Genomic DNA, 25,475 nt, shown 5'->3' with positions numbered 1-25,475 from the left:
AAGGCTATCGGGCGCGTCCCGCAGCCCGGCTACGCGGGTGCGCTACGCGGCGCGCCGCGCCCCGGATCACGCCACACGGGCCTGTCGGCGGCCGCCCTGCCGCGCCGCGCCGAGCAGCCCGCGGACCGTCGAGAGCCAGCCGATCGCGATGATCGCGGCGGCCACCGAGAGCCCCAGCGTGCCGTTGAGCGGCAGCGCGATGCCGATCGCCCCGCCGAACACCCAGGCCATCTGGAGCAGCGTCTCCGAGCGCGCGAACGCCGAGGTCCGCACCAGCTCGGGCACGTCCCGCTGGATCAGGGCGTCCAGCGACAGCTTGGACAGCGCCTGCGCGAACCCGGCGAACGCCGCGAGCACCGCCACCAGGACCACGCCGAAGAACACCGCTGCGGTGATGGCCACGGCGAGCACCGCCGCGACCACCGTCACGATGATCAGCTCCGGGGCCCGGGACCGCAGGGCCGCGCCGACCGCCGTGCCCAGCGCGTTCCCCACGCCCGCGGAGACGCCCACGATGCCCAGCGAGACCGCCGCGCTGGCGCCCGCCAGCGGATGCTCGCGCAGCAGGAACGCCAGGAAGAAGATCAGGAACCCGGAAAGGCAGCGCAGCGAGGCGTTCGCGGCCAGCGCGTGGGTGACCGCCGTGCCGACCGTGCGCAGCCCAGGCCGCTTGGGCGGCTTCAGGTGCGGCCCGTGCAGGTGCTTCTCGTCCGCGGCCAGCAGGGCCGTGTCCTCGCCCTTCGCCGAGTCCACCTTCCGGGGCAGCGAGAACGACAGGATCGTGCCCGCCACGAAGATCACGAAGGCGCCGTAGAGCGGATACCGCGGCCCGAGTGCCTGGAGCCCCGCCCCGATCGGAGCGGCCACACCGGTGGCCAGGAGCCCGCCCAGAGTCACCCGCGAATTCGCCTTGACCAGCGAGAACGTGGGTGGCAGGAGCCGGGGCACCACGGCGCTCCTGACCACGCCGTATGCCTTCGACGCCACCAGGACGCCGAGCGCGGCGGGGTACAGCTCGATGCCGCCCGTGACGACCGCGCCCGACAGCAGCAGGGCCAGGAACGCGCGGGCCAGCATCGCGCCCGCCATGGCGGCCCTGCGGCCGTGCGGCAGACGGTCCAGCAGCGGCCCGATCACGGGGGCGAGCAGCGTGAAGGGCGCCATCGTGATCGCGAGGTAGAGCGCGACCCGGCCGCGCGCCTCGTCCGTGGGGACCGAGAAGAACACCGTCGAGGCGAGCGCCACGGTGATCATCACGTCACCGGCGCCGTTCACTCCGTGCAGTTCGATCAGCTTGCCGAGGCCCGACTCGCCAGCGCCGTGCGCGTGCGTCGCCTTCCTGATGCCCTTGGCCGTCCCGGTGAACGGCAGACGCAGGGCACGCCCGACGGAACGGACGGCCCCGCGCACCGGGCCCGATCCGCCTGTCCGTCCCGCCCCGGCACCACCGATCCCGGTGGCACCGTGGGGCGACCTTGCGGCTGCCACTACGTCATAGTGCCCCGAGAAGGGCGAACGTAGTGCGGTTACCGCGCGTATAGGGGCTGAGTGGACGTCGTGAGCCGCCGCCCGGGGCCCGAAAGAGTGGGCCGGCGGAGCCACGCCGCGCGGTCGCGAAGAGACCGCGGTGTAGGCCCAGCGCCGACAAGACGGTAGCGTGCGTAACGCGCCCGCGGCAGTTGTTCTCGGCCGCGCGCCTCTCGGCCATCCCGCAGAATGGATGACGTAGGCGCGCCCGAGTGCGATCGGGCGCGGACGTCGACGCGGCCCCCTGGTCCGCTCCGTCCGCACCCCGTCGAGGGATGGCGCACCCGTGAGACGGCGTAGGAGAGAAGCGATACCTGTGAGCGCGACAACGCGAAGCCGGACCCCCGACCGTCTGTGCGCCGAGGCAGTCGGCCTCGCCCGGGCCGCCGCCGAGGAGGCCGCAGCGCCCGGCGTCGTCGGGGAGCACGCGGGGATGGTCAGCGAAGGGGACCGCGTCGTCACGCACTTCTTCGAGTGCAAGGAGATGGGCTACCGGGGGTGGCGCTGGGCGGTGACCGTGGCCCGGGCCTCCCGGGCGAAGGTCGTCACGCTCGACGAGACCGTGCTGCTGCCCGGCACGGACGCGCTGCTCGCCCCCGAGTGGGTGCCGTGGAGCGAGCGCCTGCGGCCCGGGGACATGGGCCCGGGCGACCTGCTCCCCACGGACGCCGAGGACCTGCGGCTGGAGCCCGGCTACTCCGGCGAGGACGAGCCCGCGCCGAACTCGTTCGCCGAGGAGCCCGCCGACGCGGACGACACCGCGGCCGCGCAGCCGCTGATCCCGCCGGCCGTGCCCACCCGCGGCTCGATCACCTCCGTCGCCGAGGAACTCGGCATGCGGCGGGCCCGTGTGCTGTCCCGGTACGGGCTGCACGTCGCGGCCGACCGCTGGGAGGAGACCTACGGGCCCAAGTCGGCGATGGCCCAGGCCGCCCCCGCCACCTGCGTGAGCTGCGGTTTCCTCAACCCCATCGGCGGATCGCTCGGCCAGGCCTTCGGCGTCTGCGCGAACGAGTTCTCCCCCGCGGACGGACGCGTGGTCTCCCTGTCCTACGGCTGCGGAGGGCACTCCGAGGCCGCCGTCGTGCCGAAACCGCCGCGTCCCGCCGAGCCGGTGGTCGACGAGACCCGGGTGGACCCCTTCCCGCTGCGGCCCTCGCCGGACTCGGGTTCCGTGCCGCTCACCGCGGACGAGGAGTCGTCGGAGTTCGGCCACTCCTGAGGCCCGCGCGGTACGGAGCGGGCCCGGTTCGCCCGCCGCGGGCCGAAGCGGCGCGCGCCGTCGGTCCCGCGCTCCCCACCGACCCGCGCCCCGTCCGGCCGTCCCCGCGACCCGTCCGGCCGGTCCCGCCGGTCCTCGGCCGGCCCTGTTCGTCCCGGCCGTCCCGCACCCGTCGGCGCGCGGCCGCATGCCCCGCTGCCGGCCGGGCATGCGCACCCCACCCCGCGCGGTACCTTCTTGCGGCGACCGGGCCACCGCGTGCGGACGTACAACGCGAGAGGGAGAGTGAACCGTGAGCAAGTTCGTGCGGCCGGCGGCCGAGGGCGCGGACCCCTTCGGAACGGCACGACTGCGACGCGGGGTGCTCGACGCCTGGGCGACGAGCCCGGCGCGGTTCCGTGAGGACGCCAACGCCGAGGAGGACCTCGTCCTCGGCGGCTACCGGGACCGGCTGGTGGTCGAACTCGCGCAGAACGCCGCCGACGCCGCGGCCCGGGCCGGCGTCCCCGGACGCCTCAGGCTCACCCTCCGCGACGGCGTCCTCGCCGCCGCCAACACCGGCGCCCCGCTCGACGCGACCGGCGTCGAGTCGCTCTCCACGCTGCGGGCCTCCGCCAAGCGGGACGCCCACGACGGCACGGTCGGCCGCTTCGGCGTCGGCTTCGCGGCCGTGCTCGCCGTGACGGACGAGCCCGCCCTGCTGGGACGGCACGGCGGCGTCCGCTGGTCGCTCGCCGAGGCCCGCGAACACGCCACGGACATCGCCCGGCACAGCCCCGGCCTCGGCGGCGAACTCCGCCGCCGCGAGGGTCACGTCCCGCTGCTGCGGCTGCCCTTCGCCGCCGAGGGCAGCGCCCCGGACCCGTACGACACGGTCGTGGTCCTGCCGCTGCGGGACCCGGCGGCCGAGAGCCTCGCCGAGCGGCTGCTCGACGGGATCGACGACGCGCTGCTGCTCGCGCTGCCCGGCCTCGACGAGGTCGTCGTCGAGACCGGCGACGGCGACGTCCGTACGATCCGGCGGCTCGCCGACCCGGAGGGCGACGGCCTGGCCGTCGAGGACTCACGGGACGGCACGACCCGCTGGCGCACGGTCTCCGCCCACGGGCCGCTGGACGCCGCGCTGCTCGCGGACCGGCCCGTCGAGGAGCGGCTGCGCCCTCACTGGTCGGTCACCTGGGCCGTTCCGGTGGACGCGGACGGCACCCCGGCCGCACCCCGCACCAGCCCCGTCGTGCACGCGCCGACCCCCAGCGACGAGGCGATCGGCGTGCCCGCGCTGCTCATCGCCTCCCTGCCGCTCGACACCACCCGCCGGCACGCGGCGCCGGGCCCGCTCACCGACTTCCTGGTGGAGCGCGCGGCCGACGCGTACACGGAACTGCTCGCCGGCTGGCGTCCGGTGACCCCCGGGATCATCGGACTCGTGCCGGGCCCGCTCGGCAAGGGCGAGCTGGACGGCGCCCTGCGGCGGGCGATCCTCGACCGGCTGCCGCGTACGGCCTTCCTGCCGCCCGCGGTCGACCCCGGCGAGGACGCGGACCTGCCCGAGGCGCTGCGCCCCCGCGACGCCGAGGTGGTGGAGGGCGCGGGCGCCGAGACCGTGCAGGTCCTCGCCGAGGTCCTGCCCAGCCTGCTGCCCGCCGGCCTCGAACGACGTGCGGAGCTGCGGACGCTGGGCGTGGCACGCGTACCCCTGACGGAGGCCGTCGACCGGCTGGCCGGGCTGGAGAAGGACCCCCAGTGGTGGCGCCGGCTCTACGACAGCCTGGCCGGGCTCGACCCCGACCGGCTCTCCGGGCTCCCGGTGCCGCTCGCCGACGGGCGGACCACGATCGGCCCCCGGCAGGTCCTGCTGCCGACGGACGGCGGGGTGCGGACCGCACCCGACGCCCTCGCGCGCCTCGGCCTGAAGGTCGCCCACCCGGACGCCGTCCATCCGCTCCTGGAGAAGCTGGGCGCCCTGCCCGCCACCCCGCGCGCCGTCCTCACCACCCCGCAGGTGCGCGCGGCCGTCGCGGCCTCCCTGGACGACGACGGCGGAGCCTGGGAGCAGGACACCCCCGACGCCGAGGAACTGGCCGACACCGTCCTCGGGCTCGTCCGCGACGCCGCGCTCGAACCCGGCGAAGAGGCCTGGCTCGGCGCCCTCGCCCTCCCCGACGACGAGGGCGAACTCGTCCCGGCCGGTGAACTGGTGCTGCCCGGCAGTGACTTCGCCCAGGTCATCAGGGAGGACGAACTCGCCTTCGTGGACGCCGAACTGGCCGAACGCTGGGGCGAGCAGCCGCTCGCGGCCTGCGGGGTGCTGGCCGGCTTCGCCCTCGTACGCGCCACCGACGTCGTCCTTGACCCGGACGAACTGGAGCCGCGCGACGGCGACTTCGCCGAGCCCGACGACGCCGGGCTGCTGGACGCGGTCGACGTGTGGTGCGAGGACGTCCTCGACCGGCTGCCGGAATCGCCGGTGCCGCCCGTCGCCACCGAGATCGTCGCCGTACGGGACCTCGACCTGGTGGACGACGAGCGGTGGCCCCAGGCGCTGGCCCTGCTCTCCCGGCCGCCGCTGCGGGACGCCCTCACCCAGCCCGTCCGGCTGCTGCTGCCGGACGGGACGCACGAGACCGTCCGCCCGTACACCGCCTGGTGGCTGCGGGGCCATCCGGTCCTCGGCGGCCGGCGCCCGGCCGGACTGCGGGCCGACGGCGGCGACCCGCTCCTGCACGGCCTGTACGACCCCGCCGACGCCGCGGGCTTCGACGACGAGCAGGTGCTGCGGGCTCTCGGGGTGCGCACGTCGGTGGCCGCCCTGCTCGCCGAGCCCGGTGGCGCCGCCGAGCTGCTCGACCGGCTCGCCGACCCCGACCGCGAGGTCTCGGCCGCCCAACTGCACGCCCTGTACGGGGCGCTGGCCGAGCTGGACCCGGAGCAGGTCACCCTGCCGGACGACCTGCGGGCCGTGGTGGACGGCCGGGTGGTCGTGGTGGACGCGGCCGACGCCGTGGTGGTGGACTCGCCGGACCTGCTGCCGTTCACCGAGGGCGTGCCCCTGCTGCCGGTACGGCCCGCGCTGGCCGGCGACCTCGCCGAGCTGTTCCAGGTGCGGAGGCTGAGCGAGTCCGTCGCGGGCGAGGTGACGAGCGAGGGCGCCGAGCACGAGGTGCCGGAGTCCGTGCGGGCGCTGCTGGGGCCCTCGACGCCCACGACGTACGTGGAGCACGAGGAACTGTTCGTCGGCGGTACCGAACTCGACTGGCGCCGGCCCCGCGACGGCGTGCTGCACGCCGCCACCCTGGAGGGCGTCGCCGCGGGCCTCGCGTGGGCGACCGGTCAGTGGCCGCGCCGCTTCGAGGTCGCCGCGCTCCTGGAGGACCCTTCCAGGACGGCGGAGTTGGAGCGGGACCGCTGGTTCGACTGAGGGGTCGGCGGGGCGCCGGCCAGGTGTTCGCGGGGGTCCGCCGGGTGCCTGGAACGGCGCCCGGGGCCCGGTCGGTGACGACCTTGGTCACGTGTACGCAAAATCTTCACTCGGCGTACAACCATTGGCCTCTCCTGTAGATCTGATCACTTGAGTCAACAGGCTCCCCATCACTCGGGCCGCGACGTGAAGACGACCACCGTCGCGGTCCCTCTCCACACAGGGGAACGCATGCGCATACGTGCCACCGTGGCCGCCGTCACCGGCGCCCTGGCCCTTTCCGCCCTCGCTGTTCCGGCAGCGCAGGCCGACAACTCCGCCGTCTCCTGGGCGGACGCCGGCAAGCTGCGCGCCGCGGCCGTGTCCAAGGCGGGTTCCGCCAAGGCCGCGGTCCGTGCCGCCGCCGCGGCGGAGATCACCTTCTCCGACGTCAAGGTGAACAACGGCAAGGCCATCCCTGTCGGCATCACGAAGCACGTCGCCGTCCCGTCGACGTTCACCGTGACGCACAGCGCCGACGTCGCGCTCGACGACTTCCTCACCGGCGCCTACATCTACAAGGGCTCCTTCGACGAACCGGACAACTGGCTCCTGGGCGTCGAGCAGGCCGACTGCACCCCCACCTCGGCGACCACCGCGAGCTGCGCGGGCGACGTCGACATCTTCCCCGGTGACGACGAGCTGCTGAACTCGGACGCCGGTTCCTGGACCGTGGGCGCGCTGGCCGTCGACGCCAACGACGGCTCGCTCCTCGGCGACCAGGGCGGCTTCGGCAAGGTCTCGGTCCAGCGCTACTCGAAGCTGACCGTGAACGCCTCCCCGGAGCCGGTCAAGAAGGGCAAGACCATCACGGTCACCGGTGCCCTGACCCGCGCCAACTGGGAGACGCACAAGTACGCGGGCTACACCGTCCAGCCGGTGAAGCTCCAGTTCAAGAAGAAGGGCACGACCAGCTACGTGACCGTCAAGACGGTCACCTCCAGCTCCACGGGTGCCCTGAAGACCACGGTCAAGGCCGCCGCCGACGGCTACTTCCGCTACAGCTTCGCGGGCACCTCGACCACGCCGGCGGTCAGCGCCGCGGGCGACTTCGTCGACGTGCAGTAGTACCGGCACCAACCAGTCCGACGGCCCCGCACCCCACCCAGGAGCGCGGGGCCGCCGCCCTTCCACCCGAAGCCGGGCACGCGCCCACCCCGAGAGGGCGCGAGCAACCGAGAGCGGGCCCCGCCGGGCACGCGCCGACCCCAAGGGGGGCGCGGGGAACGGCGCGAGTAACCAGAAGCGACGGCCCCCGCCGGGCACGCGCCGACCCCAAGGGGGGCGCGGGGAACTGCGCGAGTAGCCAGAAGCGACGGCCCCCCGTCGGGGACGCGCCACCCCGAGAGGGGCGCGAGTAGCCGAGAGCGGGGGCCCGCGCCGGGCACGCGCTCACCCCGAGGGGGGGCGCGGGGAACGGCGTGCCAAGCCCCGGCGCACCCGCACCCCCACCCGCACCCGCACCCGGAGGCCCCCGCCCAACCCGGCGGAGCGCTCACTCCCGGATGTGCCGGTCCACCCACCGCCACACGAACTCCAGCGTCACCGCCCCCACCGCGGCGATCCCCACCGCGGTCCACGGCATGGTCGTCCCCACCAGCCTCAGCGCGAAGAAGTCCTGGAGCCACGGCACCACGAGCACGATCAGGAACCCGAGCCCCATCGCCGCGACGAGGCAGATCCGCCACCACGTGTAGGGGCGGGCGACGATGGCCAGCACCCACATGGAGACCAGGAAGAGCGTCAGCGTCGCGGCACTCGTCTCCGCCTCCAGCGACCCCTCTCCCGTGTAGTGGTGACGGGCGACCAGGTAGGTGACGAAGGTGGCCACCGCCGCCACGACCCCGCCGGGGATCGAGTACCGCATGACCCGGCGCACGAAGTGCGGTCTGGCCCGCTCCCTGTTGGGCGCGAGGGCGAGGAAGAACGCCGGGACGCCGATCGTCAGGGTCGACAGCAGGGTCAGGTGCCGCGGCAGGAACGGGTACTCCACCTGCCAGCACACGACGAGCACCGCCAGCAGCACCGAGTACACCGTCTTGACCAGGAACAGCGTCGCGACCCGCGTGATGTTGCCGATGACCCGGCGGCCCTCGGCGACCACCGAGGGCAGCGTCGCGAAGCTGTTGTTCAGCAGCACGATCTGCGCCACCGCCCGGGTCGCCTCCGAGCCCGAACCCATCGCCACACCGATGTCGGCGTCCTTGAGGGCGAGCACGTCGTTCACGCCGTCGCCGGTCATGGCCACGGTGTGGCCGCGCGACTGGAGGGCGCCCACCATGTCGCGCTTCTGCTGCGGGGTGACCCGGCCGAAGACCGTGCCCTCGTCGAGCGCCTTCGCCATCTCCTCCCGCTCGGCCGGCAGCCGGCGCGCGTCGACGGTCGCGCCCGCACCGGGCAGGCCGAGCTTGGCGGCGACCGCGCCGACCGACACGGCGTTGTCGCCGGAGATCACCTTGGCCCGCACGTCCTGCTCGGCGAAGTAGCGCAGGGTGTCCGCGGCGTCCGGGCGCAGCCGCTGTTCGAGGACGACGAGCGCGACGGGCCCGGCGCCCTCGTGCACCCGTGGGTCGTCGAGGTCCCGGGCCGCCCGGGCCAGCAGCAGCACGCGCAGCCCCTGCTCGTTCAGCTGCTCGGTCCCGGCGAGCGCGGGGTCCCCCTCGGGCAGCAGCACGTCCGGGGCGCCCAGCAGCCAGGTACTCGACGTGCCGTCGCCCTCCTCGAAGGAGGCCCCGCTGTACTTGCGCGCGGAGGAGAAGGGCAGCGCCCCGGTGGTGCGCCAGTCCCCGGGGGCCGGGTAGCTGCCGATGATCGCCTCGAGCGAGGCGTTGGGGCGGGGGTCCGAGGAGCCGAGAGCGCCCAGGACCCGGCGCAGGTACGCCTCGTCCGCGCCCTCCAGCGGGCGCAGCCCGGTGACGTCCATGCCGCCCTCGGTGAGGGTGCCCGTCTTGTCGAGGCAGACCGTGTCGACCCGGGCCAGGCCCTCGATCGCCGGCAGCTCCTGGACGAGGCACTGTTTCCGGCCAAGGCGGACGACACCGATCGCGAAGGCGACGGAGGTCAGCAGGACCAGGCCCTCGGGGACCATGGGCACGATGCCGCCGACGGCCCGCGCGATCGAGTCCTTGAAGTCGTTGTCCTTGCTGACGAGCTGGGTGACGGCCAGTCCCACGGCGGCCGGGATCAGCATCCAGGTCACGTACTTGAGGATCGTGGAGATGCCCGTGCGCAGCTCGGAGTGGACCAGGGTGAAACGGCTCGCCTCCTCGGCGAGCTGGGCGGCGTACGCCTCGCGGCCCACCTTCGTCGCGGTGAAGGCGCCGCCGCCCGCCACCACGAAGCTGCCCGACATGACCGGGTCCCCGGGCTGTTTGACGACCGGGTCCGCCTCGCCGGTGAGCAGCGACTCGTCGATCTCCAGGCCGTCGGCCTCGGCGCACTCGCCGTCCACGACGACCTTGTCACCGGGCCCGATCTCGATCAGGTCCCCCAGCACGATCGCGGAGGTGCCGACCTCGGTCGCCGTCCCGTCCCTGCGCACGGTCGGCCGGACCTCGCCGATCACGGCCAGCGAGTCCAGGGTCTTCTTCGCGCGCAGTTCCTGGACGATGCCGATCCCGGTGTTCGCGATGATCACGTAGCCGAACAGGCTGTCCTGGAACGGCGCGACGAACATCATGATCAGCCAGAGCACGCCGATGATCGCGTTGAACCGGGTGAAGACGTTCGCGCGGACGATGTCCGTCATGGAGCGGCTGCTGCGGACCGGGATGTCGTTGACCTCGCCCCGCGCGACGCGCACCGACACCTCGGCCGCGGTGAGACCCCTCGCCCGCGGGGGGCCTCCCGGTACCGGGACGGGATGCACAGGGTCGAGTTCGGCACCCGCGTCGATGTGCGTCATGCATCCGACGTTACGGGTGGATTCGGGCCTTCACCCGCCGAGTGCGGCAAACATCCGACCAGCGGAGGACCCGGGCTCCTGCCGTGGGTGGAGACGCGCCCGCGGAACCCCTACTGCGCCGCGGGGCCGGCGGTGCCGGAGGCGGAGGCCGCCGCGGCGGCCCTGTCGCGTGCGATCGCCGCGTCCCGGCCGCGGACGTACCAGATGCCGATCAGGCCGAGGCCCGCGCCGGCCAGACAGGTCCACAGCCACCACAGGTGGCCGTGGTCGTCGAACCAGCCGTAGAAGGGCAGCTGCGCCAGGAAGAGGACGAACCAGAGGATCGTGCCGCCGGTGATGGTGGCGACCACGGGACCCTCCAGGGGTTCGGGTGCCTCGTGCTTGGGGGTCCACTTCGCCATGTGCACAGCTTACGAGGCCGCGGACGCCGGCTCTCGGGCCGGCTGGGGAGCCGGGCGCCCCAACGGTCTACGCGCGGAGATAGCGATTTGGACCTCATATGTTCATACTGAAACTGCCCGGTTCTGGCCACTTCTGTTCGTATGAAACACCAAAGGAACCCCTCGGGGAGTCCTCAGGTGGCCGGACGGTGGCGAGGCTCGATCACTTCCCCCGCTTCCCTCGCACGTTTGAGGTCCCCGCATGCCCACCTCGGCCCCCGCCAAGGCCTCCTCGCCGGAGCAGCCGGACCCCCGGTCCGTCCACGGCGTCCTCGACCGCCACTTCAAGATCTCCGAGCGCGGCAGCACCCTGCCGCGCGAGATCCGCGGTGGTTTCGCCACCTTCTTCGCGATGGCCTACATCATCGTGCTGAACCCGATCATCCTGGGCAGCGCGAAGGACATGTACGGGCACCAGCTCGACAACGGGCAGCTGGTCACCGCGACCGCGCTGACCGCCGCGTTCACCACGCTCCTGATGGGCGTCATCGGCAATGTGCCGATCGCGCTCGCCGCCGGTCTCGGCGTGAACACCGTCGTCGCCCTCCAGCTCGCCCCGCGGATGTCCTGGCCCGACGCCATGGGCATGGTGGTGCTCGCCGGCTTCGTGGTGATGCTCCTGGTGGCCACCGGACTGCGCGAGCGCGTGATGAACGCCGTCCCGCTCGGCCTGCGCAAGGGCATCGCGATCGGCATCGGCCTGTTCATCATGCTGATCGGCCTCGTGGACTCGGGCTTCGTCTCGCGCATCCCCGACGTCGCCCAGACGACCGTGCCGCTCCAGCTCGGCACGGGCGGGCACCTCACCGGGTGGCCCGTCCTGGTCTTCGTGCTCGGCACGCTCCTCACGCTCGCGCTGATCGTGCGCAAGGTGCCCGGCGCCATCCTCATCTCGATCGTCGCCATGACGGTCCTGGCCGTCGTCATCAACGCGGTCGCCACGGTGCCCTCCTGGGGCCTGACCACCCCGAAGTGGCCCGGCAACCCGGTGGCCAGCCCCGACTTCGGGCTCGTCGGCGAGGTCAGCCTCTTCGGCGGCTTCGGCAAGGTCGGCGTGCTGACCGGCGTGCTCTTCGTCTTCACCGTGCTGCTGTCGTGCTTCTTCGACGCGATGGGCACGATCATGGGCATCGGCGACGAGGCCAGGCTGACGGACGCCGCGGGCAACATGCCCGGCATCAACAAGGTGCTCTTCGTCGACGGCATCGCCGTCGCGGCGGGCGGCGCGACCTCGTCCTCGGCCACCACCTGCTTCGTGGAGTCCACGGCCGGGGTCGGCGAGGGGGCGCGCACCGGCTTCGCGAACGTCGTCACCGGCGGGCTCTTCGGCGTCGCCCTGTTCCTGACGCCCGTCGCCACGATGGTCCCGTCGCAGGCCGCCACGCCCGCCCTGCTCGCGGTCGGCTTCCTGATCATGTCCGGCTCGATCCGCCAGATCGACTGGAGCGACTACACGATCGCCATCCCGGCGTTCGTGACCATGACGATGATGCCGTTCACGTACTCGATCACCAACGGCATCGGCATGGGCTTCATCACGTTCGTCGTGCTGCGCCTCGCGGTCGGCCGCGGGCGTGAGGTGCCGGTCGCGATGTACGTCGTGGCGGCGGTGTTCGGCTTCTACTACCTGATGCCGGCGCTGGGTCTGACGTGACGCGGCCGACGGCTCACGTCACGCCGTAGAACTTCTCCGTCTCGTCGACCGCGGTCTGGAACCGCTCGTCGAAGTCATCCCGAATGAGCGTCCGGACGACATAGTCCTGGACGCTCATTCCCCTTTTGGCCGCATGGTCGCGGAGCCGGTCTAGCAGCTCCCCGTCTATCCGCAGGCTGAGCACGCTGGTCCCCATGCTTACGAGAGTCGCCGTCCGACCGCGCCGCGGTTCACTTTCCGCGCCCGTCTCACTCATATGGGTGATGAATGCGGGAGTGGGGGATTCGCGGCCCGGAGTCGCGGGCACGCGTCCGCTCCCGGTGGTCCCCACCCGGCCGCCGGTCCCCGTCGGGCCCCGACGGCCTCCGCCGGCCCCGCAGCCCCGAGCCCCGGACGTCAGCGCGCCGGACGCCCCTCGGCCCGTGCCCTTCCGCGGCCCGTTCCGTCCCGCGTCCTCGAAGGCGGCTCGGGGTGGCCCGGAAGCCGCCTCGAGGGCCGCTCGGGCGGCGCCCCCCGAGTGGTCTTTAGGGAGAGTAATGAGTTACTCTAAAGAACATGCCTGACCTCACCCATGGCGACGACGCCGCCGCCGTGAACTCCCTGCGGTCCGCCGTGATGCGCCTGTCCCGCCGGCTCAAGCACCAGCGGGTCGACGAGTCGCTGAGCCCCACCGAGATGTCGGTGCTCGGCACCCTCGCCCGCTGCGGCACGGCCACCCCGGGCGAACTCGCCCGCAAGGAGCACGTGCAGCCGCCCTCGATGACCCGCATCGTGGCGCTCCTGGAGGCCAAGGGCCTGGTCAGGCTGGACCCCCACCCCGAGGACCGCCGCCAGAAGGTCGTCACGCAGACCGAGCAGGCCGAGGCCATGCTCGCCGAGAGCCGCCGCCGGCGGAACGCGTGGCTGGCCTCCATGGTCGACGGTCTCGACGAGGACGAGTGGGCGAAGCTGCGCGAGGCCGCCCCCGTCCTGGAGAAGCTCGCGCACCTGTGACCACCGGCGACCGTGCCACCCCACGAACACCGCGAACACCCACGAACACCCACGAGCACGGCCCCGCCGGAGCGGCACCCACACCCCGAACACCGTCCGCCGAAGGAGGCGAGCCCTTTTGAGTACGGGATCCGGAGCAGACTCCGCCCCCGCACCAGCCACCCACGACTCCCCGTCCGCCACCGAACCCCGCTCCTCCATGTTCAGCTCGCTGAGGATCAGGAACTACCGCCTGTTCTTCCTCGGCCAGGTCGTCTCCAACACCGGCACCTGGATGCAGCGCATCGCCCAGGACTGGCTGGTGCTCAGCCTCACCGGGTCCTCCGCGGCCGTCGGCTTCACCACGGCGCTCCAGTTCCTGCCGATGCTCCTCTTCGGCCTGTACGGCGGCGTCCTCGTGGACCGTCTGCCGAAGCGCCCCACCCTGCTGACCACCCAGACCGCCATGGGCGTCACCGGCCTCGCCCTCGCCTTCCTGACCCTCTCCGGGCACGTCGAGGTCTGGCACGTCTACGTCGCCGCCTTCGCCGTCGGCCTCGCCACCGTGGTGGACAACCCGGCCCGGCAGTCCTTCGTCGCCGAGATGGTCGGCCCCGGCCAACTGCAGAACGCGGTCAGCCTCAACTCCGCCAACTTCCAGTCCGCGCGTCTGGTCGGCCCCGCCGTCGCGGGCCTGCTCATCACCGGAGTTGGCACCGGCTGGGCGTTCCTGCTCAACGGCCTCTCGTTCGTCGCGCCCGTCGCCGGGCTGCTCCTGATGCGCTCACGCGAGCTGACCCAGGTCGAGCGGACCCCGCGCGGCAAGGGCCAGCTCCGCGAGGGACTGCGCTACGTCGCCGGCCGCCCCGAGCTGATCTGGCCGATCGTCCTGGTCGGCTTCATCGGCACCTTCGGCTTCAACTTCCCGGTGTGGCTCTCGGCCTACGCCGACGACGTCTTCCACGAGGGCGCCGGCGGGTACAGCCTCCTCAACACCCTGATGGCGGTCGGCTCGGTCGCGGGCGCACTGCTCGCCGCCCGGCGCGGCACGGCCAGACTGCGGGTCCTGATCGGGGCGGCCGTGGCCTTCGGCGTGCTGGAGGTGCTGGCCGCCCTGGCGCCCTCGTACTGGATGTTCGCCCTGCTCATGGTCCCGATCGGGATCTTCGGCCTGACCGTCAACGTCACCGCCAACACGGCCGTGCAGATGGGCACCGACCCGGCCATGCGGGGCCGCGTCATGGCCCTGTTCATGATGGTCTTCATGGGCGGAACACCGCTGGGCGCGCCGGTCGTCGGCTGGATCACCGACGCGTACGGCCCCCGGGTCGGCTTCGCCATGGGCGGGGCGGTCGCGGCGGCGGCCGCGATCACGGTCGGCCTGGCCCTGGCCCGCGTCGGCGGCCTGCGGCTGTCGGTGGGCTGGCACCGCGGACACCCGAGGGTCAGCTTCGTGCCGCGCGAGCGGGAGCTGGCGAGGGCGGTGTAGGCGGCCGGCCCGACCGGAGCCGGTCGAGCCCGTCCGGCCCGTCGGGGCCGCTCTCCGGGAGGATGGCGCCATGAGACTCTTCGCCGCCGTGCTCCCGCCGCCGGAAGCCGCCGCGGAACTCGCCTCGGCCGCCGAGGCGCTGCGGGAGCTGCCGGGCGCCGGGGACCTCCGCTGGACGGGCCGGCCCGGCTGGCACTTCACGATGGCGTTCTACGGCGAGGTGCCGGACGAGGCCGTGCCCGACCTGTCGGCCCGGCTGGAGCGGGCGGCCCGGCGGACCGGGCCCTTCCCGCTCGCCCTGCGCGGCGGCGGACGCTTCGGCGACCGGGCGCTGTGGGTGGGCGCCGCCGGAGACGTGCACGCGCTGCGGCTGCTGGCCGGGCGCGCGGAGGCGGCGGGCCGCAGGGCCGGCCTGCCCGGCGAGGATGGCCACCGCTACCGGCCGCACCTCACCCTGGCCCGCGGCCGTGCGGCGGCGGACCTCGCCCCGTACGTCGCCTCGCTGGACGGCTTCACGGGACGGACCTGGACCGTCGCCGAGCTGAGCCTGGTGCTCAGCCGGCTGCCCAGGTCGGGCGTCCCGGGCGAGCAGCCCCGCTACGAGACGCTCGCCCGGTGGCCCCTCGGCGCGGCCGGCGAGTAGCGCCGGTTACGCTCGACGGCGTGGACCCGAAGACCCGCAACCGGATCATGGCCGGTGTACTCGTGCTGATGTTCGTCGTCGTGGCCCTGGCGGCCGCCGTCGGGAACTGAGCCCGCCGGCCGCCGCGGCCGGTCGCGCCGTCCCCGACGGCCCGCGTGCGACGCGGTGCGCCGCCCGGAGGACGGGCTACCAGGCGAAGGCCTCCGGCGACCGCCCCGGCCCCGGGAAGATCTCGTCCAGGCCGCTCAGCAACTCCTCGCCCAGCTCCAGTTCGACCGCGCGCAGCGCCGAGCCGAGCTGCTCCGCCGTGCGCGGACCGACGATCGGGCCCGTCACCCCGGGCCGGGTCAGCAGCCACGCGAGGGCGACCTCGCCCGGTTCCAGACCGTGCTTCTCCAGCAGGTCCTCGTACGACTGGATCTGGGCGCGGACCGCGGTGTTCGCGAGGGCGTCGGCGGAGCGCCCGCTCGCCCTGCGGCCGCCCGAGGCGTCCTTCCTGATGACGCCGCCGAGCAGCCCGCCGTGCAGCGGGGACCAGGGGATCACGCCGAGCCCGTACTCCTGCGCTGCCGGGATGACCTCCATCTCGGCGCGGCGCTCGGCGAGGTTGTAGAGGCACTGCTCGCTCACGAGGCCGATGGTGCCGTGGCGGCGGGCCGCGATCTCGTTGGCCTGGGCGATCTTGTAGCCGGGGAAGTTGCTGGATCCGGCGTAGAGGATCTTGCCCTGCTGGACGAGCACGTCGACGGCCTGCCAGATCTCCTCGAACGGCGTCCGGCGGTCGATGTGGTGGAACTGGTAGATGTCGATGCGGTCCGTCCGCAGCCGCTTGAGGCTGGCGTCGACCGCCCGGCGGATGTTGAGGGCGGACAGCTTGTCGTGGTTGGGCCAGGCGTCGCCGTCGGCGGCCATGTTGCCGTAGACCTTGGTGGCGAGCACGACCTTGTCGCGCCGCTCGCCGCCCTTCGCGAACCAGTTCCCGATGATGCTCTCGGTGCGGCCCTTGTTCTCGCCCCACCCGTAGACGTTCGCCGTGTCGAAGTAGTTCACCCCCGCGTCCAGTGCCGCGTCCATGATCGCGTGACTGTCCGGCTCGTCGGTCTGCGGACCGAAGTTCATCGTCCCGAGAACGAGGCGGCTGACCTTGAGACCTGTGCGTCCGAGCTGCGTGTACTCCATGGCCCACAGCCAACTGCGTGGAGTGCGCTCCAGGCAACACCCCGCGGCGGACGCCGGTCGTCGGTCAGGCCGTGTACGGCTCGCCCACGTCCCAGGCCTGGTGCATCGCGTCGGCGAACGCGGCGGCCAGCTTGTGCTCGCCCGAGGCGTTCGGGTGGGTGCCGTCGTACGTGTCGAGGCGGATGTCGTACGAGTCCGGCACCGAGGCCATCAGGAGCGGGGAGGACTGCTCGTCGAGGTCGGCGACCGTCTTCGCGAGCAGCTCGTTGAACCGGACGACCTCCGCCGCGAAGGGCACGTCCGACTCGGCTCGGGTGTTCGGGATCACCGGCAGGAACACGGCGGCCACGCGCGGGTTCGCGCCGCGGGCCCCGGCGACGAACGCGCGGACGTTCTCGGCGGTCTGGACGGCGTTCGTGTAGAAGCCGAGGTCGATCAGGCCGAGGGAGACGAGGAGCACGTCGGCCCGGCTGGCGCGGACGGCGTCGGAGATCAGCGGGGTCAGGTGGTGCCAGCCCTCGCCCCAGCCCGCGAGGTGGCCGCGCGGGAAGTCCGGATCGGCGTACTCGTACGAGTCGGCGGAGTCCGTGGCCTTGTCGTGGAGCGTCTCGCGGGGCCCGACGATCCCGAACGGCCCGTCGTACGTCGCGCGCAGGTGCTGCCACATCCGGTAGCGCCACGTGTGTTCGCCCGCGCTCCCGATCGTCATGGAATCGCCTACGGGCATGAACCTGAGCATCCGCTCATCATCGTCGATCACGGCGGGAGCCGGGGTGTGAAGCCGGACACGCCCGGTGGACCGGCCGTGTGAAGCCGGACACGCCCGGTGAACCGGCCGCGGGGATGGCAGTCTTGGGCCATGCGTCGCTCGTTCGTTCCCCTTGCCGGAGCCATCCTCGCCGTGGTGCTCGCCGTGCCCGCCGTCGCCGCCGATGACGGGTCGGAGGGATTCCCGGTCAAGGACCCGCGGATCACCGAATCCAGCGGCCTCGTCGCCTCGCGCGCCCACCCGGGCGTCTACTGGACGCACAACGACAGCGACGACGGCGCCTTCCTCTACGCCGTGGACAGCCGCACCGGCGGGACGGTCGCGACGATCACCATGTCCGGTGTGGGCAGCCCCCGGGACGTGGAGGCCATCTCGATGGGGCCCGACGGCCACCTCTACGTCGGCGACATCGGTGACAACCTCGGCGGCACCTGGGACCACGTGTGGATCTACGAGCTGCCCGAGCCGAAGCAGCTGAGGGACCAGACCGTGCGGGCCACGCAGTACGACGTGAAGTACGCGGACGGGCCGCGGGACGCCGAGGCGCTCATGGTGCACCCGAAGACGGGCCGGGTCTACATCGTCTCCAAGAACGAGGAGGGGGGCGGCCTCTACGAGGGCCCCGCCGAGCTCTCCGCCGCCGGCACCAACACGTTCAAGCGCATCAAGGACATCGACCTCTGGGTCACCGACGGGGCGTTCTCGCCCGACGGCCGGCAGCTCGCGGTACGCGGCTACCTGGGCGGCCTCGCGTACGAGTGGAACGACGGCAGTCCCGAGCGGCAGGGACGGCTGAGCGTGCCGTTCCAGGGCCAGGGCGAGTCCATGGCGTACACGCCCGACGGATCGACGCTGCTCTACGGGAGCGAGGGCGCCGGCAGCGAGGTCGAGCCGGGCAGTGTGCCGGGCCGTGGCGGGAAGGACGGCAAGTCCCCTTCGGGCGACGGCGGTTCGGCCGCCGGGGACGACGGCGACGGTGCCGGCGGCGGTCCCGACACGGACTTCACCATGGGCGCGCTCGTCCTCGCGGCGGCCCTGGCGGTCGTCTACGGACTCAAGCGGCTGCTGCGCCGGGACTGACGGTCTGACTGACGAACTCGCCGACGGACCGGCTGACGGGTCGGCCGGGACCGTCGCCGGCGGAAGAGGCGTCCCGGCCCGGGCCGACCGGGCGGACCGCCGATCCGCTTGTGCTCAGGACCCGCCGCGGGCGCGGCGGTCGACGAGGACCTCCAGGCCGTCCAGGATGCGCTCCAGCCCGAACCCGAAGTGGTCGAAGTCGGCGCCGAAGGCGTCCTCGGAGAGCGAGGCCATCACGGGGTAGCGGCCGCTCGCCATGATCTCCCCCAGGAGCGGGGCCTGGGCGGCCCAGAACTCCGCGTCCGTCAGGCCGGTCCTGTGCTCGGCCTCCCGCGCGTACAGCTGGGTGCGGGCGGCTCCGACGACGTACGAGTCGATCAGGGTGACGACCGAGACGAGTTCGGCGTCGCGCAGGCCCATGGGCCGGATGCGCGAGACGACCTTCTCCATGCCGTCGATGGCGCTGGGGCCGAGCACCGGGCGGGACTGGTTGACCTTCAGCAGCCACGGGTGGCGCCGGTACAGGGTCAGGGTCTCGCGGCCCAGGGCCTCCAGGGCCGAGCGCCAGTCGTCGCCGAAGACGGACAGGTCCTCGCCCGTGCGCTGCACGCGGTCCAGCATCAGGTCGAGCAGTTCGCCCTTGCCCGGCACGTACCGGTACAGGGACATCGTGCCGGTGCCCAGTTCCGTGGAGAGCCGCCGCATCGAGACGGCCTCCAGCCCCTCCGCGTCCGCGACCCGGACCGCGGCTTCCACGATCCGGTCGACCGTCAGTCCCGGCTTGGGGCCGCGGCTCGGCCGCCTTCCGGTGTCCCACAGCAGGTGGAGCGTGCGGACGATGTCTCCGCTGCCGCTGGTCTCCGAGCCGCCCGAGCCGCTTTTCATGGACCTCAGAATATCCCTTGGACCCGAACTGGGTACGGCGTACTCTATTTAGAGTACGCCGTACCCAGTTCCGGCTCGGGCGGGCGTGCCCAAAGGTGTGCTCAGGGGTGTTCTCAGGGGTGGAGGAGTGCGGTGGGCGATTACGCGGTGCGTGCCGAGGGGCTGGAGAAGAGGTACGGGGAGAAGCGCGCGCTGGACGGCTTCGACCTCGCCGTGCGGGAGGGCACGGTGCACGGACTGCTCGGACCGAACGGCGCGGGCAAGACCACGGCCGTCCGGATCCTGTCCACGCTGGTGCGGCTGGACGGGGGGAGCGCCCGGGTGGCGGGCCTGGACGTGGCCCGGCGGCCCCGGGAGGTGCGTGCGCGGATCGGGCTCACCGGGCAGTACGCGGCCGTGGACGAGGTGCTGACCGGCCGGCAGAACCTGGAGATGTTCGGGCGGCTGTTCCATCTGGGCGGGCGCCGGGCGCGGTCGCGGGCGGCCGAACTCCTGGAGCAGTTCGACCTGGCCGGCGCGGCCGACAAGGGGGTCGGCCAGTACAGCGGCGGCATGCGGCGGCGCCTCGACCTCGCGGCGTCGATGATCCTCACCCCGAGCGTGCTCTTCCTGGACGAGCCGACGACGGGGCTCGACCCCCGCGGCCGGGGAGAGGTGTGGGACTCCGTGCGGGCGCTCGTGAGCGGCGGCACGACCGTGCTGCTGACGACGCAGTACCTGGAGGAGGCCGATCGGCTGGCGTCCCACATCACCGTGATCGACCAGGGGCGCGCCATCGCGGACGACACCCCGGACGGGCTGAAGGACACGGTGGGCGGGGACCGGATCGAGGTCGTCGTCGCCGAACGGGCCGACCTCGTGCGGGCGGCGGAGGTCGTCGCCCGGGTCACGGGCGGTGAACCCGCGAGGGACGAGGCGGAGCTGAGGGTGCACGCGCCGGTGGCGGAGCGGGTCGCGGCACTCACCGAGGTGGCGCGGACCCTCCAGGACGAAGGGGTGCGCGTGGAGGACATCGGGCTGCGCAGGCCGAGCCTCGACGACGTGTTCCTGCGCCTGACCGGACACCGCACGGACGTCACCGCGGACGCGGGCGTGAAGGAGGCGGTGGCATGAGCGCACTGGAGGCGGGCGGGCCCGAGGAGCACGGCCGCGCGTACTGGGTGGTCGCCGACTGCTGGAACGTCGTCCGGCGCGGCCTCACCCACTACCAGCGCCAACCGGTCAACATTGCCTGGCAGTTGGGCTTCCCCATTCTCTCCGTACTGCTGTACGGATACGTCTTCGGCAGCGCGATGAAGGTGCCTGGCGGCGGCGACTACCGGGACTTCCTGATGCCGGGCATGTTCGTGATGACCATGGCCTTCGGCTTCATCAACACCGCGACGGTCGTCGTGTACGACTCCACGAAGGGCGTCATCGACCGCTTCCGCTCCATGCCGATGGCGCCGTCGGCCGTCGTCGCCGGGCGCGGGGTCACCGATCTCATCGTCGCCTGCGCCGAGTTGGGCATCCTGATGCTCACCGCCCTCGCGATGGGCTGGCGGCCCGACGGCGGCCTCGGCTTCCTGGCGGCCTTCGCCCTGCTGCTGTGGCTGCGGTTCTCGCTCATCTGGCTCGGTGTCTGGCTGGGGCTGATGGTGCCCAACCCGGAGGCGGCGGGGGGCCTGTTCGCGGTCGCCTTCCCGCTCACGATGATCTCCAGCATCTTCGTCGCGCCGCAGCTCATGCCGGACTGGCTGGGGGCGGTGGCCGCCTGGAACCCGATCTCCTCGACGGCCGCCGCGACCCGCGAGCTGTTCGGCACGCCGGTGGGCGGCGGCGACTCCTGGGTCGAGCAGCACGCGCTGCTGATGGCGGGGCTCTGGCCGATCGCGCTGACGGCGTTCTTCGCGCCGCTGGCCGTACGGAGGTTCCAGCGGCTCAGCAGGTGAACACGGCTTGGAACGTGCGGTGTCCGGGGCTTGACGGCCCCGGATGCCGCACGACTTCTTGACGTGTCCACGGAAAGTGCCTTCCATGGGGATGCGTGGTGCGGTGGGAGCGCTCCCACCCTTTCCGGGCCCGCGCCTCCCGAGAGGAAGCAGCGACATGTTCCGCAGCTTGCGTAGAGCGCTGGGTGCCGCCGCCGCGGCGCTCCTGTTGCCGCTGGCCGGCGTCCAGGCCGTGCACGCGGACCCGGCGGCCGCCGTCCCCGGGGCCGGCCACTGGCACACCGACGGACGGCAGATCCGGGACGAGGCCGGGCAGGCGGTACGGATCGCGGGCATCAACTGGTTCGGGTTCGAGACGTCCGACAACGCCGTGCACGGGCTCTGGGCGCGCGACTACAAGAGCATGATCGACCAGATGAGGTCGCTCGGGTACAACACGATCCGGCTGCCCTACAGCGACGACATCCTCAAGAGCGGCGCGGTGGCGAACGGCATCGACTTCTCCGGCGGGAGGAACGCCGACCTGCAAGGCCTGTCGCCGCTCCAGATCATGGACAGGATCGTGGCGCACGCCGGCCGCGACGGACTGAAGGTCGTCCTCGACCGGCACCGCCCGGACGCGGCGGGCCAGTCCGCGCTCTGGTACACCCAGGCCGTCCCGGAGTCGACGTGGATCGCCAACCTCAAGGCCCTGGCGGCCCGTTACCGTGACGATCCGACGGTCGTCGGCATCGACCTGCACAACGAACCGCACGACCCGGCCTGCTGGGGCTGCGGCGACACGGCGAGGGACTGGCGGCTGGCCGCCCAGCGCGCCGGCAACGCGGTCCTGTCCGTCAACCCCGAGCTGCTGGTCCTCGTGGAGGGCGTGCAGACCTTCGAGGGGGTGTCGGGCTGGTGGGGCGGCAACCTGATGGGGGTCGCCCGGTACCCGGTGCAACTGGACGTGCCGAACCGGGTCGTCTACTCGGCCCACGACTACGCCACGAGCGTCGCCCAGCAGAGCTGGTTCAGCGACCCCTCGTTCCCCGCCAACATGCCGGGTGTCTGGGACAAGTACTGGGGCTACATCTTCAAGCAGGACATCGCGCCGGTGTGGATCGGCGAGTTCGGCACGACCCTCCGGTCGACCGTCGACCAGGGATGGCTGGCCGCTCTGGTCTCCTACCTGCGGCCCACCGCAACCCACGGGGCGGACGCCTTCCACTGGACCTTCTGGTCCTGGAACCCCAACTCCGGTGACACCGGCGGCATCCTGAAGGACGACTGGACGACCGTCGACACCGTGAAGGACGGCCATCTCGCGAGCGTGAAGGCCCCGGGCTTCCCCGCGGACGGCGGCGGAGGAGGCGGCGCGGCGGCCTGCGCCGCCGTCTACACGGTCGCCAGCGACTGGGGCGGCGGCTTCAACGCCGAGGTGCGGGTGACCAACACCGGCCCGGTGCCCCTCACCTCCTGGAAGGTCACCTGGACCTGGACCGGGTCCCAGCGGGTGACGAGCATGTGGAACGCGTCGTACACGCAGAGCGGCGGGACGGTCGTCGCCACGAACGCCGCCCACAACGGGGCCGTGGCGACCGGCGGTTCGGCCGCCCTCGGGTTCGGCGGCGCGCCGGGGGGCGGGACACCGCCCGAGGTGGCGTGCACGGCCTCGTGAGGACACGCGCCGCCCCGTGAACAACGCGCGAGGGGCGCCCGGCGGATGCCGGGCGCCCCTCGCCGTACGAGCGGGTCGTACTAGAGCTTCTCGATCACGTAGTCGACGCACTTCGTGAGCGCCTCGATGTCCGCCGGGTCGATCGCCGGGAACATCGCGACGCGCAACTGGTTGCGGCCGAGCTTGCGGTAGGGCTCGGTGTCCACGATGCCGTTGGCCCGCAGGACCTTGGCGACGGCGGCCGCGTCGACCTCGTCCGCGAAGTCGATCGTGCCGATGACCTGGGAGCGCTTGGCCGGGTCGGTGACGAACGGGTCGGCGTACTTGACGTCCTCGGCCCAGCCGTACAGGTTCCGGGCCGAGGCCGCGGTGCGGGCCACGGACCAGTCGAGGCCGCCCTGGCCGTTCAGCCACTCCAGCTGGTCGTTCAGCAGGAAGAGGGTGGCGAGCGCGGGGGTGTTGTACGTCTGGTTCTTGCGGGAGTTGTCGATCGCCGTGGGCAGGCTGAAGAACTCCGGCACGTGCCGGCCGCTCGCGTGCACGCGCTCGGCGCGCTCGACGGCGGCCGGGGAGAAGATGCCGATCCACAGGCCGCCGTCGGCGGCGAACGACTTCTGCGGGGCGAAGTAGTAGACGTCCGTCTCCGCGATGTCGACCGGGAGGCCGCCGGCGCCGGAGGTGGCGTCCACGAGGACCAGGGCTCCCTCGTCGGCGCCCGCGACCCGCTTGACCGGGGCCGCCACACCGGTGGAGGTCTCGTTGTGGGTGAGCGCGTAGACGTCCACGCCGGCCAGGGCCGCCGCCTCCGGGTGCGTGCCCGGCTCGGAGGAGATGACGTCCGGGTCCGCGAGCCAGGGCGCCAGCTTGGCGGCCTTGGCGAACTTCGACGAGAACTCGCCGAACGTGAGGTGCTGCGACTTGTTCTCGATCAGTCCGTGGGTCGCGATGTCCCAGAACGCGGTGGAGCCGCCGTTGCCGAGGACGACCTCGTAGCCCTCGGGGAGCGAGAAGAGGTCGCTCACTCCCTGGCGGACCCGGCCCACCAGGTTCTTGACCGGGGCCTGGCGGTGGGACGTGCCCATCAGGGACGTTCCGGTGGCGGCGAGCGCGGTCAGCGACTCCGTACGCACCTTGGAGGGGCCCGCGCCGAAACGTCCGTCGGCGGGCTTGATGTCAGCGGGGATCTCGATATCAGCCACGGACGGGAGCGTATCCGTTCCGGGAAACCTCGGCGAAACGTCGTCCGTCGGATGAGACGGGGCGGGGGTCGAACGGGGCGGAGCGGGGCCGTTCGCCCCGGGACCTCCCGCTCCGGCCCCCGGGCCCGGGAGCGGAGCGGGACGTCCGACGGTCCGTCAGGGAGAGGTGAGGCGCACCGGCAGCTCGAACAGGTCGTTCTGCGTCACCACCGGCTTGTTGCGGAGCTCCGAGGCGGGCACCGCGAGGTCCAGGTCGGGGAAGCGGGCGTAGAGCGCGGGGAGCGCCACGCCGGCCTCCAGCCGCGACAGGGCGGCACCCGGGCAGACGTGGGGGCCGTGGCCGAAGGAGATGTGGCGGTTCTCGACGCGCCGGGTGATGTCGAAATCCCCGGCCGACGGCCCGTGGGCCGCCTCGTCACGGCCGATCGCGGCGTACGAGACGATCAGCGCGTCCCCCGCGGGCAGCACGCGGTCTCCGACCTGCACGTCCTCCGTCGCGAACCGGATCAGCACGTGCGAGGTGGGCGTGGACCAGCGCAGGGTCTCCTCGACGACGGACGACCAGTCGGCCTCGCCGGACAGGACGAGGTCGCGCTGCCCCGCGTGCGCGGACAGGTTGACGACGGCGTTGACGATCAGCGAGATCGTCGTCTCGTGCCCGGCCGCGACCATGAGCTGGAGGGTCGAGACGATCTCCTGGTCGGTGAGCCGGTCGCCGCCCTCGGAGGCGAGGATCAGCGCGCTCGTGAGGTCGTCGCCGGGGGCCTCCCTCTTCGAGGCGACGGTCTCCGCCATGATCCCGGCCAGCTCGGTGAGCGTGGCGATGACCTCCGCCGGCGGGGTCTGGGTCGAGAAGAACTTCTCGAACAGCTCCTTCAGGCGGGGCAGCCGGGACTCGTCGATGCCCATCAGGTCGGCGACGACGTACATCGGCAGGGGGTACGCGAACGCCGCCTTGAGGTCCACGACCCCGTCGCGCGCCTGCTCCTCCAGCGCGTCGAGCAGCCCGTTCGTCAGCTTGGTGATCCGCTCCCGCATCTGCTCCACCCGGCGCGGCGTGAGCGCCTGCGCGACGAGGGTGCGCATCCGCCGGTGGTCCGCGCCGTCCACGGTGAGCATCGAGCGCCCGGGGTTGGCCAGCCCGATGAGCGGCCAGTCCGGCGGGATCTCGCCGCGCCGCCAGGCACCCCACACCTCGATGTCCTTCACCAGCCGGGGGTCGGTGAGCAGCTGCTTCGCCTCGGCGTGCCGCGTCACCGCCCACACCGGCACCCCGCCCGGCAGTTCGACCGGGGCGAGCGGGCCCGCCGCGCGCAGCCGGGCGCTCTCGCCGTCCAGGTCGCCGACGAAGGGGTCGAGAACTATGCGTTCTTCAGGGCGCGTCTCAGTGGTCATGGGCGCAGGCCTCCAGGGTCACAAGGTCGGGGGTTCGTACGTCGCGCGGGGGGCTGGTGGTGCGTCGTGGGG

20 protein-coding genes are annotated in these 25,475 nt (G+C 72.8%); 11 read left to right on the top strand and 9 right to left on the bottom strand.

Annotated elements, in window-relative coordinates; all coding sequences use genetic code 11:
* Positions 1–66: 66 nt before the first annotated feature.
* The gene (locus tag IE265_RS06015) at positions 67–1,488 is read right to left on the bottom strand and encodes an MFS transporter (protein ID WP_190034296.1); all 1,422 of its coding nucleotides are present in this window, start codon (positions 1,486–1,488) and stop codon (positions 67–69) included.
* Between the two features lie 349 nt (positions 1,489–1,837).
* Between IE265_RS06015 and IE265_RS06010 the strand changes: the two genes are divergently transcribed.
* The 3 genes from IE265_RS06010 to IE265_RS06000 all read left to right on the top strand — a co-directional run bounded on the left by IE265_RS06010 (position 1,838) and on the right by IE265_RS06000 (position 7,274).
* A complete protein-coding gene (locus tag IE265_RS06010; protein WP_373302906.1) occupies positions 1,838–2,749 on the top strand; it encodes a DUF3027 domain-containing protein in 912 nt (303 codons plus the stop codon).
* A 292-nt stretch (positions 2,750–3,041) separates the two neighbouring features.
* Positions 3,042–6,167: a sacsin N-terminal ATP-binding-like domain-containing protein gene (locus IE265_RS06005; RefSeq protein WP_190034294.1), complete on the top strand. Its 3,126-nt coding sequence runs from the start codon at positions 3,042–3,044 to the stop codon at positions 6,165–6,167.
* Between the two features lie 231 nt (positions 6,168–6,398).
* Positions 6,399–7,274, top strand: a complete 876-nt coding sequence (locus IE265_RS06000) for a hypothetical protein (protein ID WP_190034293.1) — start codon at positions 6,399–6,401, stop codon at positions 7,272–7,274.
* A gap of 427 nt (positions 7,275–7,701) precedes the next feature.
* Here the strand turns inward: IE265_RS06000 and IE265_RS05995 are convergent, their stop codons facing one another.
* On the bottom strand, positions 7,702–10,110 hold the full coding sequence (locus IE265_RS05995) for a cation-translocating P-type ATPase (protein ID WP_190034292.1): 2,409 nt from the start codon (positions 10,108–10,110) through the stop codon (positions 7,702–7,704).
* A gap of 110 nt (positions 10,111–10,220) precedes the next feature.
* Positions 10,221–10,511, bottom strand: coding sequence for a DUF2530 domain-containing protein (locus IE265_RS05990; RefSeq protein WP_190034291.1), 291 nt, complete (start codon positions 10,509–10,511; stop codon positions 10,221–10,223).
* Between the two features lie 241 nt (positions 10,512–10,752).
* On the opposite strand from IE265_RS05990, the gene IE265_RS05985 reads away from it, so the two are divergent.
* A complete protein-coding gene (locus IE265_RS05985) occupies positions 10,753–12,204 on the top strand; it encodes an NCS2 family permease (RefSeq protein WP_190034290.1) in 1,452 nt (483 codons plus the stop codon).
* A 13-nt stretch (positions 12,205–12,217) separates the two neighbouring features.
* Here IE265_RS05985 and IE265_RS05980 read toward each other — a convergent pair whose 3' ends face one another.
* Entirely contained in the window at positions 12,218–12,400 is a 183-nt protein-coding gene (locus IE265_RS05980; RefSeq protein ID WP_148008990.1) for a ribbon-helix-helix protein, CopG family, read from the bottom strand.
* A gap of 359 nt (positions 12,401–12,759) precedes the next feature.
* Between IE265_RS05980 and IE265_RS05975 the strand changes: the two genes are divergently transcribed.
* From IE265_RS05975 to thpR, 3 genes are all read left to right on the top strand, one after another.
* Positions 12,760–13,197 carry a MarR family winged helix-turn-helix transcriptional regulator gene (locus IE265_RS05975; RefSeq protein WP_190034289.1) on the top strand — a complete coding sequence of 146 codons (438 nt, stop codon included), beginning with the start codon at positions 12,760–12,762 and terminating at the stop codon, positions 13,195–13,197.
* Between the two features lie 118 nt (positions 13,198–13,315).
* Positions 13,316–14,665 carry an MFS transporter gene (locus IE265_RS05970; RefSeq protein ID WP_308434773.1) on the top strand — a complete coding sequence of 450 codons (1,350 nt, stop codon included), beginning with the start codon at positions 13,316–13,318 and terminating at the stop codon, positions 14,663–14,665.
* A gap of 70 nt (positions 14,666–14,735) precedes the next feature.
* Positions 14,736–15,308 carry an RNA 2',3'-cyclic phosphodiesterase gene (gene thpR / locus IE265_RS05965; protein WP_190034288.1) on the top strand — a complete coding sequence of 191 codons (573 nt, stop codon included), beginning with the start codon at positions 14,736–14,738 and terminating at the stop codon, positions 15,306–15,308.
* A gap of 186 nt (positions 15,309–15,494) precedes the next feature.
* Here the strand turns inward: thpR and IE265_RS05960 are convergent, their stop codons facing one another.
* Both IE265_RS05960 and IE265_RS05955 read right to left on the bottom strand, forming a co-directional pair.
* Positions 15,495–16,487 carry an aldo/keto reductase gene (locus tag IE265_RS05960; protein ID WP_190034287.1) on the bottom strand — a complete coding sequence of 331 codons (993 nt, stop codon included), beginning with the start codon at positions 16,485–16,487 and terminating at the stop codon, positions 15,495–15,497.
* 64 nt (positions 16,488–16,551) lie between these two features.
* Positions 16,552–17,226 carry a GDSL-type esterase/lipase family protein gene (locus IE265_RS05955; protein ID WP_190034463.1) on the bottom strand — a complete coding sequence of 225 codons (675 nt, stop codon included), beginning with the start codon at positions 17,224–17,226 and terminating at the stop codon, positions 16,552–16,554.
* A gap of 120 nt (positions 17,227–17,346) precedes the next feature.
* On the opposite strand from IE265_RS05955, the gene IE265_RS05950 reads away from it, so the two are divergent.
* Positions 17,347–18,336: a WD40 repeat domain-containing protein gene (locus IE265_RS05950; RefSeq protein ID WP_190034286.1), complete on the top strand. Its 990-nt coding sequence runs from the start codon at positions 17,347–17,349 to the stop codon at positions 18,334–18,336.
* Between the two features lie 114 nt (positions 18,337–18,450).
* Here IE265_RS05950 and IE265_RS05945 read toward each other — a convergent pair whose 3' ends face one another.
* Positions 18,451–19,221 (bottom strand): TetR/AcrR family transcriptional regulator, encoded by a 771-nt coding sequence (locus tag IE265_RS05945; protein WP_190034285.1) that lies wholly within the window; start codon positions 19,219–19,221, stop codon positions 18,451–18,453.
* A gap of 132 nt (positions 19,222–19,353) precedes the next feature.
* On the opposite strand from IE265_RS05945, the gene IE265_RS05940 reads away from it, so the two are divergent.
* The 3 genes from IE265_RS05940 (at position 19,354) to IE265_RS05930 (ending at position 22,809) form a co-directional block, all read left to right on the top strand.
* Positions 19,354–20,334, top strand: a complete 981-nt coding sequence (locus IE265_RS05940; protein ID WP_190034284.1) for an ATP-binding cassette domain-containing protein — start codon at positions 19,354–19,356, stop codon at positions 20,332–20,334.
* Positions 20,331–21,152, top strand: coding sequence for an ABC transporter permease (locus IE265_RS05935; RefSeq protein ID WP_190034283.1), 822 nt, complete (start codon positions 20,331–20,333; stop codon positions 21,150–21,152). Before IE265_RS05940 ends, IE265_RS05935 begins: the two co-directional genes overlap by 4 nt.
* Before the next feature lie 157 nt (positions 21,153–21,309).
* Positions 21,310–22,809, top strand: a complete 1,500-nt coding sequence (locus IE265_RS05930; RefSeq protein ID WP_190034282.1) for a cellulase family glycosylhydrolase — start codon at positions 21,310–21,312, stop codon at positions 22,807–22,809.
* An 80-nt stretch (positions 22,810–22,889) separates the two neighbouring features.
* On the opposite strand, the gene serC is transcribed toward IE265_RS05930, so the two are convergent.
* On the bottom strand, positions 22,890–24,008 hold the full coding sequence (serC, locus tag IE265_RS05925; protein WP_190034281.1) for a phosphoserine transaminase: 1,119 nt from the start codon (positions 24,006–24,008) through the stop codon (positions 22,890–22,892).
* Between the two features lie 156 nt (positions 24,009–24,164).
* Complete coding sequence (locus IE265_RS05920; protein WP_190034280.1) at positions 24,165–25,403, bottom strand: cytochrome P450 family protein; 1,239 nt, start codon at positions 25,401–25,403, stop codon at positions 24,165–24,167.
* Positions 25,404–25,475 lie beyond the last annotated feature (72 nt).

Source organism: Streptomyces fructofermentans (assembly GCF_014651055.1).
GTDB classification, from domain to species: domain Bacteria; phylum Actinomycetota; class Actinomycetes; order Streptomycetales; family Streptomycetaceae; genus Streptomyces; species Streptomyces fructofermentans.
Note: the sequence above shows the minus strand (reverse complement) of the source record. Positions and strands in the feature narration are given on the sequence as shown.

Bases quoted from the DNA above. Each gene is read 5' to 3' on its own strand.
- IE265_RS05975 (WP_190034289.1), top strand. From the start codon at position 12,760: ATGCCTGACCTCACCCATGGCGACGACGCCGCCGCCGTGAACTCCCTG.
- IE265_RS05930 (WP_190034282.1), top strand. From the start codon at position 21,310: ATGTTCCGCAGCTTGCGTAGAGCGCTGGGTGCCGCCGCCGCGGCGCTC.
- IE265_RS05990 (WP_190034291.1), bottom strand. From the start codon at position 10,511: ATGGCGAAGTGGACCCCCAAGCACGAGGCACCCGAACCCCTGGAGGGT.
- IE265_RS05950 (WP_190034286.1), top strand. From the start codon at position 17,347: ATGCGTCGCTCGTTCGTTCCCCTTGCCGGAGCCATCCTCGCCGTGGTG.
- IE265_RS06000 (WP_190034293.1), top strand. From the start codon at position 6,399: ATGCGCATACGTGCCACCGTGGCCGCCGTCACCGGCGCCCTGGCCCTT.
- IE265_RS05960 (WP_190034287.1), bottom strand. From the start codon at position 16,487: ATGGAGTACACGCAGCTCGGACGCACAGGTCTCAAGGTCAGCCGCCTC.
- IE265_RS05980 (WP_148008990.1), bottom strand. From the start codon at position 12,400: ATGGGGACCAGCGTGCTCAGCCTGCGGATAGACGGGGAGCTGCTAGAC.
- IE265_RS05945 (WP_190034285.1), bottom strand. From the start codon at position 19,221: ATGAAAAGCGGCTCGGGCGGCTCGGAGACCAGCGGCAGCGGAGACATC.
- IE265_RS05955 (WP_190034463.1), bottom strand. From the start codon at position 17,226: ATGCTCAGGTTCATGCCCGTAGGCGATTCCATGACGATCGGGAGCGCG.
- IE265_RS05935 (WP_190034283.1), top strand. From the start codon at position 20,331: ATGAGCGCACTGGAGGCGGGCGGGCCCGAGGAGCACGGCCGCGCGTAC.
- IE265_RS05920 (WP_190034280.1), bottom strand. From the start codon at position 25,403: ATGACCACTGAGACGCGCCCTGAAGAACGCATAGTTCTCGACCCCTTC.
- IE265_RS05985 (WP_190034290.1), top strand. From the start codon at position 10,753: ATGCCCACCTCGGCCCCCGCCAAGGCCTCCTCGCCGGAGCAGCCGGAC.
- IE265_RS05995 (WP_190034292.1), bottom strand. From the start codon at position 10,110: ATGACGCACATCGACGCGGGTGCCGAACTCGACCCTGTGCATCCCGTC.
- thpR (WP_190034288.1), top strand. From the start codon at position 14,736: ATGAGACTCTTCGCCGCCGTGCTCCCGCCGCCGGAAGCCGCCGCGGAA.